Source organism: Lyngbya sp. CCY1209, assembly GCF_055795065.1.
The window spans coordinates 1-12395 of sequence record NZ_JAYFER010000362.1; the positions used below are offsets into that span (position 1 = coordinate 1).

The 12395-nt window shown below is 55.8% G+C and carries 11 protein-coding genes; 4 read left to right on the forward strand and 7 right to left on the reverse strand.

The annotated features are described in order from the left end of the window. Positions 1-123: 123 nt before the first annotated feature. From AC0QHF_RS10220 to AC0QHF_RS10235, 4 genes are all read right to left on the reverse strand, one after another. A complete protein-coding gene (locus AC0QHF_RS10220; protein ID WP_324704102.1) occupies positions 124-444 on the reverse strand; it encodes a hypothetical protein in 321 nt (106 codons plus the stop codon). A 39-nt stretch (positions 445-483) separates the two neighbouring features. Then, positions 484-1800, reverse strand: a complete 1317-nt coding sequence (locus AC0QHF_RS10225) for an MFS transporter (protein WP_324704103.1) — start codon at positions 1798-1800, stop codon at positions 484-486. An 81-nt stretch (positions 1801-1881) separates the two neighbouring features. Beyond that, on the reverse strand, positions 1882-2067 hold the full coding sequence (locus tag AC0QHF_RS10230; protein WP_324704104.1) for a hypothetical protein: 186 nt from the start codon (positions 2065-2067) through the stop codon (positions 1882-1884). A gap of 225 nt (positions 2068-2292) precedes the next feature. Next, complete coding sequence (locus AC0QHF_RS10235; protein ID WP_324704105.1) at positions 2293-3537, reverse strand: glycosyltransferase; 1245 nt, start codon at positions 3535-3537, stop codon at positions 2293-2295. A gap of 224 nt (positions 3538-3761) precedes the next feature. Here AC0QHF_RS10235 and AC0QHF_RS10240 point away from each other — a divergent pair, with 224 nt between their 5' ends. Continuing rightward, on the forward strand, positions 3762-4223 hold the full coding sequence (locus tag AC0QHF_RS10240) for a DM13 domain-containing protein (RefSeq protein WP_324704106.1): 462 nt from the start codon (positions 3762-3764) through the stop codon (positions 4221-4223). Here the strand turns inward: AC0QHF_RS10240 and AC0QHF_RS10245 are convergent. Further along, positions 4215-5828, reverse strand: coding sequence for an ABC transporter permease (locus AC0QHF_RS10245; protein ID WP_324704112.1), 1614 nt, complete (start codon positions 5826-5828; stop codon positions 4215-4217). The genes AC0QHF_RS10240 and AC0QHF_RS10245 overlap by 9 nt on opposite strands. A gap of 246 nt (positions 5829-6074) precedes the next feature. Here AC0QHF_RS10245 and AC0QHF_RS10250 point away from each other — a divergent pair, with 246 nt between their 5' ends. Continuing rightward, positions 6075-7193: an ABC transporter ATP-binding protein gene (locus AC0QHF_RS10250; RefSeq protein WP_324704107.1), complete on the forward strand. Its 1119-nt coding sequence runs from the start codon at positions 6075-6077 to the stop codon at positions 7191-7193. Positions 7194-7256: 63 nt separating this feature from the next. Here AC0QHF_RS10250 and AC0QHF_RS10255 read toward each other — a convergent pair whose 3' ends face one another. Continuing rightward, the gene (locus tag AC0QHF_RS10255; RefSeq protein ID WP_324704108.1) at positions 7257-7796 is read right to left on the reverse strand and encodes a phosphate-starvation-inducible PsiE family protein; all 540 of its coding nucleotides are present in this window, start codon (positions 7794-7796) and stop codon (positions 7257-7259) included. A gap of 170 nt (positions 7797-7966) precedes the next feature. Beyond that, positions 7967-9097, reverse strand: coding sequence for a sodium-dependent bicarbonate transport family permease (locus tag AC0QHF_RS10260; RefSeq protein ID WP_324704109.1), 1131 nt, complete (start codon positions 9095-9097; stop codon positions 7967-7969). 1008 nt (positions 9098-10105) lie between these two features. On the opposite strand from AC0QHF_RS10260, the gene AC0QHF_RS10265 reads away from it, so the two are divergent. Beyond that, positions 10106-10423, forward strand: a complete 318-nt coding sequence (locus tag AC0QHF_RS10265; RefSeq protein WP_324704110.1) for a P-II family nitrogen regulator — start codon at positions 10106-10108, stop codon at positions 10421-10423. Positions 10424-11251: 828 nt separating this feature from the next. Then, positions 11252-12319, forward strand: coding sequence for an NAD(P)/FAD-dependent oxidoreductase (locus tag AC0QHF_RS10270; RefSeq protein WP_324704111.1), 1068 nt, complete (start codon positions 11252-11254; stop codon positions 12317-12319). The last annotated feature ends 76 nt before the right edge of the window (positions 12320-12395 follow it).

Below are 12395 nucleotides of genomic sequence, written 5' to 3' on the forward strand. Positions count from 1 at the left end.
AAATGGTGGGTTACGGCGCGGATGGAAAGTTGTGGGTTTTTCCGAAAAATTACTGCCGCGCCTAACCCACCCTACTGAACTGACTTCACTGCTTGGAAATTGAGGATTTAAACCGACATGATATCAATCGAAATCGCCGTCGTTCCCCCAGGGATCTTCGCAAAATAGGTAAATTGCCTCGAATTCTTCTCCTGCTTCTGCGGCTTTTTGTTCCAAATATTCGATCCGCTGTTTGCGCCGCCCTCGCGCTTGGGAACGGCTGGTTCCGGAGGCGGAGTCGAGAACCCAGGACTGTTCTTCTCCGCCGATGCGGTACTTGAATTCGCAGACAATATTAAAAGCGGTCGCCCGGGCGATCGCCGGGGGATAAACGGCCGATGCGATCGCCAGCAAACCCAGAAAAGCGATCGCCGATAATCCCAACTGATTCGTTGATATTCTCATCTTTTTTCCCCCCTCATCAAATGGAGAATACAACCGATTTTAGCTCGAAACTGCATTAGCCGTGGGGGCGATCGCGTCGGGAATTTCGGTTTCCACCCGGCGCAGGCGGGGGGTGCGGTAGGCAATAAAAGCGGCGGTCAAATTTAAGATACCCACCCCGCACAACAGCAGGGCACTACCCCGTCCGGGTCCCGATCCGATCACCTGTCCGATCGTCTCGGCGAGGAATCCACCCGGCATCATCATCGGTTCAAAGAAGCGATCGACCAGGGGACCGACACTCAATTGCGTGACCACCAATAGGGATTTTTCTAACAACCCCTGGAGGGCGAACACCCGGCCTTGCAAATAGGTAGGAACCTTGCACTGCCAAATGGTTTGGTTGCTGCTGACGACAATCGGCTGGGAGAAGAGATAGCCGAATCCTCCGATCGCCGCCAAAAATAGGGTAGGTTGAAAGCCGCCCAGACACAAACAGAGTCCCTGCAAACTCACGAAAAATAAAATGCCGTGGATCTGACGTTTCAATCCCCCCCAGGCGCTCACGAATAAGCTGCCAAATAGCATCCCGCAACCGCTGATAGACAGGACGATTCCCAACTCCGAACTCGACGCGAAATTGAGGATGATCGGCCAGAACAACACCTGGATCATCCCCTCCGTCAGGTAGGTGACGCCGAAGAAGATCATCAACCCCAACAGTCCCGGACGGGCCGCGACATAATCCCACCCCGAACTGATTTCGTCCCAGATGCGATCGAGGTTAACCGTCTTGCGATCGCTTTTTTCGGAGGGTTTGGGGTCGGGGATGCGGACGCTGAGGAGGGCGATCGTGGCCAAAAAATAGGTGGCGAAGTCGAACAGCAACACCCCCTGCAATTGGACGGCCTCGATCAAAAATCCGGCGATCGTCGGCCCCAAAATCCGGGCCATCGCCCGGGAGATCTGCACCATGCCGTTGGCCCGCCCGAGGTGCTGTTTGGGGACGACTTGGGCGATCGCGGAAATGTAGGCGGGGATGTGGAAGGCGTTGGAAACCGAACTGATACTCACCCCCAAATAGATGTGCCAAATTTCCAGATTTCCGGTGGACACCAAAATCATCATCGCGATCGCCGTCACCCCCGTGACGGAATCGGCCACCAGCATCACCGACCGCCGGTTCCAGCGATCGACCAGAACCCCGGCGAAGGGCGAAATCAGCAAGTTAGGGAGGTAAGTCAGGACGAGAATCAGCGCGAACAGAGTCAGCGAACCCGTCGTTTGATAGGCCCAAACGCCGAGGGCAAAGTCGGTGATATAGCTGCCGACGACGGAGATAATTTGTCCCAACCAAATTCGCAAGAAAGTTTGCATAGTCTGTCGATAATCGTCCCTGAAAATGAGCAAGGGGGGAAAGGTAAACTCGCAAATCGTAATCGCTTTCCCAAATCGCTGTCAATGGATCTGGACTTCGGTTGTGGGGGACGCAGATGCCATAACCGATGGTTCCCGTTCCCCGTTTTTCGGTCTGATTCGATCTCGTTCCGGACGGAACGCCCCGACTTCGGCCGTCCCGGGTGGGAGATCTCGCGCCTCCGGGGCGATCGCATCTGTCCCGATCGCCCCGGACGAATGAACCATAGGAAACGGACAAAAAAAATAAGCAGGTCGTTCCCGTTTTCGAGGTGCGATCGCCCTCAAATCGCTTTCCACGCCAAAACGTGACCCGCCGACCGATCGAGAAAACTGCCGAAATCACCCCCCTTTTTTTGCCCTCTATTTGCGCCTTCTCTCATCGATCAGGCCTCATCAAAATCAAAATTTTAAACGTCGAAAGACGATTTGACTTCCCGCTTTTGGGTGAAATTATGAGCCGGGACGACGGGTCGCGCACAGCCGCTCCCAAACCCCCAGCAAATTTCCCACCGCTCGCTCCCAACTGTGTCGCTCCATTGACCGCCGGCCGTTGTCGCCCATCTGTCGGCGCCGGTTTCCATCCTCAATTAATAATTGCAATTTTTGAACGAATTCGACCCTATCTCGGGGTGTAAAAAGCCAGCCGTTCCACCCGTCCCGAATGTTCTCCGTCACTCCCCCCGCCCGGGGCGCCAACACGGGAATCCCCGCCGCGAAGGCTTCCAAAACCGTCAACCCCCGGGTTTCCTTTTCGGAAGTGGTGACGTGCACATCACTGCTGGCCAGCAGGGCGGGAACCCGTTCTGGGGGGACGCGCCCGAGGAGGTGGGCGTGGGGGGTAAGTCGGCCCAACCGAGATGCGATCGCCTCCCGCAGCGGCCCGTCTCCGGCTACCAAAATGGCGACGCGATCGCGATCGACGACCTCAAACACCCGGGAAAAGGCATCCAACGCGAACTCCCAGCCCTTGTCCGGGGTGAGGCGCCCCAAAAAAATCAATTTCACTTTTTCATCGACATCCGGCAGTCCGTACTCCCGCTCAAAAAATCCGGCCGTTCGCCGGTTCGGATTGAATGCTTCCGTATCAATGCCGACGAGTTCGACGTGGGGCCGGTGCAGGTTGCGGATACCCAGTTGAGCCAGATTTTCGGCGGTGACTCGGCTGGTGGCGAGGGTGATGTCGTAGGAATTATAAATGTAGCGCAGGAATTTCCCCGCCACCCACTGAACCGATGCGATCGCAAACGGCGGCAGGGGCAAATAGTCGTCCGCGTAGTCCAAAAAATTCGTCCGGAAAAATCCCGCGCAGGGGATGCCCCGGCGGCGGGCAAAGTCCACCCCCGGAACCCGCCAAAACCCGAAGGCCAGCCGTTCCGGCTCGTCCACATGAATCACATCCGGCCCGAACGCCTCCAACTCCCGCGTCAGTACCCCGTAGGCGGCGCGGCTGACGTTGCGCTCGAAGTCCAACCCCAGAAAGGGCGTACTCGGCAGGTTGACAACCCGGACGCCGGGGAGGATCTCCCCCGTATAATCCCGCCAGTCGGGATACACCGCCCCCAACTCCCGGTAATCCGGGCAAAACAGGCGCACTTGATGCCCCCAACGACTCAGCCACCGCAACCGCTCGAAGCCGCTGACCGTCACTCCGTCAACGACCGGGAGAAATCCAGAGGTGATGATGGCAATTTTCATAATAATTGGGGTGTGGGGAATTTTAGATTTTAGATTGTCGGGGCCCCTGGCTTGCGCCCTGATTTTAGATTCCCTGCTGTTGGGGGAGGAGTTCGGCATTTCTCACGTCTCACTCCTCTTTGCTCTTTCCTCCTTGTGCCCCTCGGATTCAATACTTTAGCCGAACTTGAGCGCGGACTCACCCCGATCGTATGATAGGTTGACATTCGCTGGGAGATGGGTTCATGAAACGTCTGGTTTTGGTCGGTTTGGGAGTCCTGGCGATCGCTTTTGCCGGGGATTTGACAGGCTCCGATCGCCCCGTCGTCGCACTCGCCCCAGAATATCAAATCGCTGCGGCGATGCGATCAGGAACCTTCGTGTCCGGGGAACATCCCACCCGGGGCTCGGTTCAAGTCATCGAGGAGGGTGGGCGGCAATATCTGGAATTTGCCGACGACTTCGGCACCAACGAAGGGCCGGATCTGTTCGTGATTTTGCACCGTTCCGATGACGTCATCGGTACCACCCAAGCCCCCGTTCACAGCATCGATGAGGGGGACTACGTTTTGGTGGAACCCCTGAAAGCGGCGAGCGGCGCCCAGCGTTATCCGGTGCCCGCTGGGGTGAATGCCGGTGATTACGGTTCCGTCGCGATCTGGTGCCGCCAGTTTAACGCCACATTCGGCGCCGCGTCTCTAAAGTGAAGGGTCGCGGGACTGGGCAATTTTCAAACTCAGAAAAATCACCGGAATGATGCCCACCGCAACGATCGCCAAAGCCGGACCCGCAGCTTCCGCCAGCCGTTCATCGGAGGCGAGGTTGTAGACGCGAACCGCCAGCGTGTCAAAGTTGAAGGGCCGAATCACCAGGGTGGCGGGCAATTCTTTCATCACGTCCACAAACGTCAGCATCGCCGCCGTCAGCAGTCCGCCACCCATCAGGGGAGTGTGAACCCGCATCAGGACGCGGGTGGGGGAGTCGCCCAAACTGCGGGCCGCGTCGTCCAAGCTGGGCTTGATTTTGCCCAAACTCGACTCCACCGCCCCGAAGGAGACGGCCAAAAATCGCACCAAATAGGCGTAAATCAGGGCCGCGATCGTGCCGCTGAAGATCAATCCGGTGGAGATGTCGAACAGCGATCGCATCGCCGAATCGATCGCATTATCTAAGGCCCCGACGGGAATCAAAATTCCGACGGCAATGACAGAACCGGGGACGGCGTAACCCATCGCCGCGATGCGGGCGGACAGCCGCATTCTCCAAGTGGGATTCAGGCGCACCCCGTAGGCTAAAATCAGCGCGATCGCCACGGCTAAAATGGCGGTCAAAATGGCGAGGGTCAAACTGTGGCGGGCGAAACTCCAGAAGCGATCGTCGAAGACTGTTTCTAGATTTTTGAGGGTCATTTGCAATAGCAAAATTGCGGGCAGTAAAAATCCCAGCGCCAGGGGAGTCAGGCAGGCGACAAATGCTCCGAGCGATCGCGCTCCCCCCAGTTTAAACCGCTGCGCCCGGGCGGAAGAACCCCCATTTTCGTAATATTGAGCTTGGCGGCGGGACCACAATTCCAGCAGAATTAATCCCAAAATAAATAGCATCAACACCGCCGCCAACTGAGCCGCCGCGTCCCGTTCTCCCATGCCGAACCAGGTGCGGTAAATTCCGGTGGTAAACGTATCGACGCCGAAATACTGCACCGTGCCGAAATCGTTGAGGGTTTCCATTAGCGCTAAGGCTAACCCCGCCATCATCGCGGGGCGGGCCAGGGGGAGGGCGACGGCGAAGAAACTGCGCCAGGGGTTGCAGCCCAGCGATCGGCTGGCCTCCAGGGTGCGCCCGGACTGTTCCAAAAAGGCGACCCGCACCAGTAAGTAAACGTAAGGGTACAGCGTCAGGGTCAAAAGGACGATCGCGCCGCCGATGGAACGGATCTCGGGAAACCAGTAATCTCCGACATTTTGCCACCCCATCAGGTTCCGCAACCCGGTTTGGACGGGGCCGTAAAATTCCAGCCATTCTGTATAAACGTAGGCGAGGATGTAGGCGGGGATGGCCAGGGGCAGCAGCAGCGCCCACTCAAAGATTTGGCTTCCGGGGAAGCGGCACGTCGTCACCAGCCAAGCCGTCCCGACCCCGATCGCGATCGTGCCGATACTGACACCTATCATCAAAATCAGGGAATTGACAATATAGCGCGGCAGGACGGTGGAGGCCAGGTGCGCCCAAATTTCCCCGGAATTGGTGAAAATGCTGCTCAGGACGAATAAAATCGGGGTGGCGATCAGGGCCGCGATCGGCAGGGCAACCAGAGACGGTTGCCCCCACCTCCCGGTCTTGCTGGGGAACCCTGTAAGGCTGCCCCCACGGCAATTCAGGGTTGGTTTGACGCGAGATGGAGTGGCGGGCGATCGCACTTGCAGGCATCCTCCGAACAAATTTAACAAAAACTTAGTGAGAATATATCCCAAAAAGACAGTATGATACGAAAGGTTGTTGATTACAACTTTTTTCAATCATTCGTCCGACTCTTAAACGGGAGGTCAATCGAACCAACGATGGATCAATCTGCAATCTTGCACCTGGAGGGGATTTACAAGCAATTTCCCCGCACCGATGCCCCGGCCGTCGAAGCCGTGACGCTGACCCTGAATCAGGGCGATATTTTGGGGTTACTCGGCCCCTCCGGCTGCGGCAAGACCACACTGTTGCGAATGATTGCCGGGTTTGAACGCCCCGATCGCGGTGCGGTGGAGATCGCCGGACGGGTGGTCGCAGATGTGAAGCAGTGGGTTCCCCCCGAACGGCGAGATGTGGGCATGGTTTTCCAAGATTATGCGCTATTTCCTCATTTAACCGTAGCAAAAAATGTCGCCTTTGGCTTGCAGGCGTTAAAGAAAAAGTCCCCCAAAGCGGTCAAGCATCGCGTCGCGGAAGTGCTCGAACTGGTGGGATTGTCGGGATTAGGCGATCGCTACCCCCACGAACTCTCCGGCGGACAGCAGCAGCGGGTGGCCCTAGCCCGGGCGTTGGCGCCGGGTCCGGCGTTGGTGTTGTTGGATGAGCCCCTGAGCAATTTGGACGTGCAGGTGCGGTTGAGGCTGCGCCAGGAGTTGCGGGAGATCCTGAAGGCGGCGGGAACTTCCGGGGTGTTCGTCACCCACGACCAGGAGGAGGCTTTGTCGATCTCCGACTGGGTGGCGGTGATGCGCGGCGGACGGTTGGAACAGTGGGGGACGCCGGAGGAGATCTATTTGCAACCGGCTTCGCGGTTCGTGGCGGAGTTCGTCACCCAAGCCAATTTTATCCCGGCCCGACGGCGCGGCGATCGCTGGGAGACGGAGGTGGGATGTTTTGCGATCGCCCCCGATATCGACGAGATTCGCCCGGAGTCGGGACGGGCGGATCTGATGGTGCGACAGGAAGATTTTATCCTCAAACCCGACGAAACCGCCCCCGTCGTGATCCGCGATCGGCAATTTTTGGGCCGGGAACTGCACTATTGCCTGCGGGTCCCCTCCGGGCGGGAACTGATCGCCCGGACTCGGGCGGGGGGGCGCTCCCTGCCGGTGGGAATGCGGGTGCGGGTGACGGTCCCGGAAGAGGCAGTGCGGGTGTTTCCGGTTCCTTCCGCCGAGGCGGGTTTGCCGGCCTGGGGTGTAGGGAATCGGGAATAGGGAATCGGAAGTAGAGTCCCGATCGCTTGAGCGATCGCGCACTTCGGCATTACCGAACCCAATTCAAGGTTGAAACGATTCAGCATCCGGTTTGCCGTCCCTTTCGGCCAATGCTTGAGCAAAGCGTATCCGGTGACGGCGGGACACCTGCTGCTCCGGGTCAATGCCATCAAAGGTAGGCGGAATCCAAGCGCGGACGACCAATAAACCGCCCAGCACGATCAGAAAAGAGCAGGCCGCCATCACCTGCACCCACGGGGTTTCCAAAATGCCTCGGACGATGATTTCCCGCAGCACCGACACGATCGAAACCTCCACTGCGACTCCGATCGAAACTCGATGTTCCTTTAAGTAAATAATCAGTAATCGAAACAATTCCACCAGAATGAGCAAGAACAAAATATCGGCAGTGACCCGAGGAAAGTCCAAAGGGGGCAACAGCGACAGAAACATCTCTCGCAATTGCATCACCATGAAGCTAAACAGGCCAATGCACAACGAAATCACAATTAAGTCCTGCACCAGTTCCAGAAAACGAATGATGTGGACTCCACTAAACCAATTGCCCCAGCGAGGAGAAGGGTCTTTTGATAAGGGTTCCATAGTATTTAAAGGTAAAGGATAGAGTGCCCGGCTGTTTCATTCTCAGTTAAAAATTGTCGAGGGTGTAGGGAGAATTAATAATTAATAATTGTTAATCATTAATTATTAATTCATTGCCGTGTGGGTCTGCCGGACCCGGGGAGCGCCGGCAGACCGCGACCCGTCTGGGATCAGCTACCACCCATCAGCGCCTGGGCGAGTCCGATGTAGAGGGGTATTCCTATGGCAAGCGCAACCGGCGTACCAATGGCTGTGGACGCGCCGATGTAGGCGGAGGGATTAGCCGACGGGATACCGGCTCGTAAAGTGGGCGGCCCGGAGATGTCTGAACTAGAGGCGGCAATGACGGCCAGGATCACGACGCCACCAGGGCTGAATCCCGTGGTGATGTGGGCGATCATGCCCAGACCGAAGCCAATGAACCCATGCAGTAGCGGTGCCACAAAGGCATATACAGCGTACCACTGAGCCACCTTGCGGAGTTCGCCGATCCTTGCCCAGGCCTCCATACCCATGATCAGCATCAGGACTGAAAGCAAGCCGCGAAAGCCCGGATTGAAGAAGCTCTCATAGACACTGTCAGGCTTGGTGAGTATGCCGAGAGCGATGCCGAGCAGCAGTGCCGAGAGGGCAGAACCCTGGAGGCTTTCCTTGACGATCGGCCAGATCTCGACCCGATTGCTTGCAGTACCGCGCTGCTGCCTGAGATACTCCTGCCGGGTGGTGGGATACTCCGGCTCGCTGGGATACCCACCTGCGGCAACCGGCTGCTTGCTCAGAGACTCTTCCTTGCTCAGAGACTCCTGCTTGGCTTTTTGCTTGCTTGTATAAATGCTGGCTAAGACGATCGCAGTCACGAGAGCTGGGATGTCCATAAAAGGATAGAGTGCGCCGGCCCAAGCCTCATATTGCATACCTTCCGATTCCATCATCGTTATGCCGGCGGCGAGGGTAGAGCCACTCACGGCACCGAACAAGCCCCCGGTCGCAATGGCATCGACGGTTTTGATGTTCGGCAGGATGGCTAAGGTGTAGCGTGCGATTAACACGACAAGGATGCCGATTACCGCAGCGAATATCGCGGGCAACACCATCTCTGCCAGATTGGCCTCGCGGATGGCAATGCCACCGCTCAGGCCGACCCTGATGAGCAGCATGAAGACGATGAATTTATAGACCGCATCTGGAATTTGCAGTTGGCTATTGACGGCGGCAATGACCATACCACCAATCAGAAAGCCGAGTGTTGGGGATTGCAACTTATCCCCAAAGCGCGTCAAGAAATCGGCTAAGAAATCCACTTTTTAATTCCTCCTTAATCAGATTTTAGGGGTCAGGACGACAGGCAAGGGTGGCCTCCAATCCTGTGGGTAGCTGGCTCTACGCATCCGGGTGAGCGGCGAGTTAACCCGCCATTAAGAATGCATCTGTATCCCGGTGCATCCTGTGTCCGAAGATCAGGTTTCGCTCCGGCGAGCGCAAACGATCGCGCTCATCAGTGGTGATTCAAGTGATTCAAGTTCAAACCATTCAGGTTAAAGGCCATCGTACTCACCCCTAAAACTGCAAACCAGATGCAGACTGTGGGAAACACGGCCAACCGGAGATGAAGATGAAGCCGGCTGCGGAAACGCCGGCAGCGTACAGAAATGATGGGAAATGCCAGAGAAATTTGCCATGAGTACCTCCTTTGGTCTCCTCGCTCAGGGGAGAAGCGGTGATTGATCTTGATAGATGGAACAAAAGCCAAACCCAAGTCGGCGTGTGGGGCTTCACTCTTTGGTATTGGGCGAGATCCGAACGGTAGCGATCCGGGGATGGTATTTTTCCGGACAGGGTTGAGAAGACGAGTTGCCCCTATCGTCTTCTATAGACTCGGGTCTATTTAGGTTCAAATCTCTATGCGCTTAAGTCTATGCGCTTAAGTTTATCTTAAAGTTTGCACGAATTGGCGATCGCTCTATATAAATCTGCCAAGTAATTTCAAATTCAAGGCATAACTTTTACTTATGATTTTCGCAGAACCTGCAGATCTCCGGTCAATGTCAATTGCGATCGCAGATGGACGGTACTGCCAACGGCAGGGTACTAGGGACGAGGGCCTGCTGCCATTTGATTTGAATGGTGGTCATCGCGCCAAAAGGATAAGCGTTTTTTATGAAATGCTTCTGCTAATCTGAGTCAATCTTTCTCGACAGAGGGGATTGGATTCGCCAATCTTTGGCATAATCTTAAAGGTATGGTTCAAGGCAAAACCATAGAATCTTGCCTTTAATTGTCACGACAGAACGCATTAAGAGGTAACCCCCATGACCCAGAAAGCCAGCAAACTCGTCATCGTCACGGAAAAGGTGCTACTGAAAAAAGTCGCCAAGATCATCGACGAAGCCGGAGCTACCGGTTATACGGTGGTGGCCGCCGGCGGTAAAGGCAGTCGCGGCGTGCGCTCGTCGGGACAACCCACCGTCGGCGACACCTTCACGAATGTCAAGTTTGAGATCCTCACCCCCAATCGGGAGATGGCCGTGAAAATTTCGGATGAGGTCGCCGCGAAGTTTTTCGACGATTATTCGGGCATCTCCTATGTCTGTGACGTGATGGAGGTACTGTACGCCCATAAGTTCTGACTCAAAACCCCAGCAATTCCCATGTGGGTAAGAAGCCGTTCGAGCACCGGGAATCTCGGTATTTTGACACTCCCCGCGAAGACAACGACGGGGATTCTCAGTTCTAGCCCCCAGCAGCATCAAGCCACTGTGTATTCACGCTCGTTACCCTCTTGCATTTCTGCATGGCGATCGGAAAACCGGTTGACTATCGCCACCGCTTGGGAATCAATTCCCGAGGGCGCAAGACGCAGCGCCCCTACCCGATCAAATCATATTCAGATGATGGGGGAGTTGGTGTGGCTTAATCATATCAAATCCGGTTAAATACTCAAAAATCCAATTCCCCCCTGACGGGCAACCAGAGACGGTTGCCCCTACGGGGGAGCGTCAAATCGGCGACTCCGATCTATAGCGCTGAAGCGAGGGTAATCGGTAATCGGGAACTCCAACTGCTTTTCTATATCTCAAATAAAATCATGGATAATATACTGTTCGATCGCTTTGGGTAAGGTGTTTCGCTAGATTGATATTTTCAGTCCTGGCGACTCGGAAACCCGGTTTCTTCAATTCCGAAACATAATTCGACGATCGCGATCGCATCTATCTCGTCAATTTTGCTAAAATAGCTTCATGATCATCTATCTGTAAATGAGCGGCGATCGCCACGGTCCCTTTAGAAATATAAAACCCCCCCAACTCCAATTCAATACCCGATCGCGATCGTACCCGATGAAGCGTCGATGGAAAATGGGTTAAGATGTTCGGGTGTCGGGTTGCCATCCGGATTCTCGACGTGAACCTCGGAAACCCGGTGCCTCGGTCAGATCGTTTGAATTGAAATAGCTTATGACGTTAGCCGATATTGTCGTAATTGGGGCGGGAATTGCGGGGTTGACTTGTGCGAAGCAATTGCGTCGGCAAGGGTATTCAGTCGTAGTGGTGGAGAAGTCCCGGGGAGTGGGGGGGCGATCGGCAACCCGCCGGGTGGGGGGAATTCGGGCTGATCATGGGTTGCGATATTTGCAACCGACGGGGGAGAAAATTCGGGAGTTGATCACCGAGATGGAGGGCGATCGCGAGTGGAATTTACAACAGTGGACAGATACGATTTACGAGTGGAAATCGGGGGAATTTAAACCCTCTCCACCCCTGCCCCGCTACGTCGCCCCCCGGGGGATGAATTCGGTGGGAAAATTCCTCGCCCGAGATCTGGAAATTTGGTTCAATCGCCGCGTTACAGGTTTAATTCCCCAAAACAATAACACCTGGAATTTACAATTGGAAGTCACCGGCGACGGCAACCCGGAAACCCCCCGGGAAATTGGGGCGAAGGCAGTGGTGGTGGCAATTCCGGCGCCCCAAGCCTTGATGGTGTTGGAACAACCGGAAGCACAAATTCCGTCAGATCTTCTCGAAGGGGTGCGATCGCCCGCATACGACCCCTGTATCGCCGTGATGGCGGGGTATTCCCCCGACAAATGGCCGCAGGTGGAAGCCCGGACTCCCCCCTGGCAGGCGGTGCGGTTCCCAGAGTGCGATCGCCTCGACTGGATCGGTTTGGACAGCAGCCGCCGCCCCGATCCCTCCCAACCCGTTTTCGTCCTCAATAGCAGTGCCGAATTGGCCCGCGACTATCTCGATGCCACCGATTTGCAACCCCCCGGAAAGATGCTGTTAAAATTGGCGGGCGATCGCCTATTTTCCTGGCTGGATTCCCCAGAATGGATGCAGGTTCACCGCTGGCGATATGCCTTCTGTCGCCAACCGTTGTCCGTCAAATGTTTGACGGCAACAACACCCCTACCCATCGCCTGTGCGGGAGATTGGTGCAGTCAAAATCAAATCGAAGGGGTGTTAATATCGGGAATAGCCGCCGCCAATTGGATCGATTCCCAATTACCAAATTCCCCGTAAAACAAGCTTCTAGCTTGTTACGGCTAAGATAGCCGTGCTACCCGGTTCTTCGGCTTCAAATTACCAAATTCCCCGT

What these genes read in the sequence shown, in the direction of transcription:
- AC0QHF_RS10220 (WP_324704102.1), bottom strand. Translation starts at nt 444, where the DNA reads ATGAGAATATCAACGAATCAGTTGGGATTATCGGCGATCGCTTTTCTG.
- AC0QHF_RS10225 (WP_324704103.1), bottom strand. Translation starts at nt 1,800, where the DNA reads ATGCAAACTTTCTTGCGAATTTGGTTGGGACAAATTATCTCCGTCGTC.
- AC0QHF_RS10230 (WP_324704104.1), bottom strand. Translation starts at nt 2,067, where the DNA reads ATGGTTCATTCGTCCGGGGCGATCGGGACAGATGCGATCGCCCCGGAG.
- AC0QHF_RS10235 (WP_324704105.1), bottom strand. Translation starts at nt 3,537, where the DNA reads ATGAAAATTGCCATCATCACCTCTGGATTTCTCCCGGTCGTTGACGGA.
- AC0QHF_RS10240 (WP_324704106.1), top strand. Translation starts at nt 3,762, where the DNA reads ATGAAACGTCTGGTTTTGGTCGGTTTGGGAGTCCTGGCGATCGCTTTT.
- AC0QHF_RS10250 (WP_324704107.1), top strand. Translation starts at nt 6,075, where the DNA reads ATGGATCAATCTGCAATCTTGCACCTGGAGGGGATTTACAAGCAATTT.
- AC0QHF_RS10255 (WP_324704108.1), bottom strand. Translation starts at nt 7,796, where the DNA reads ATGGAACCCTTATCAAAAGACCCTTCTCCTCGCTGGGGCAATTGGTTT.
- AC0QHF_RS10265 (WP_324704110.1), top strand. Translation starts at nt 10,106, where the DNA reads ATGACCCAGAAAGCCAGCAAACTCGTCATCGTCACGGAAAAGGTGCTA.
- AC0QHF_RS10270 (WP_324704111.1), top strand. Translation starts at nt 11,252, where the DNA reads ATGACGTTAGCCGATATTGTCGTAATTGGGGCGGGAATTGCGGGGTTG.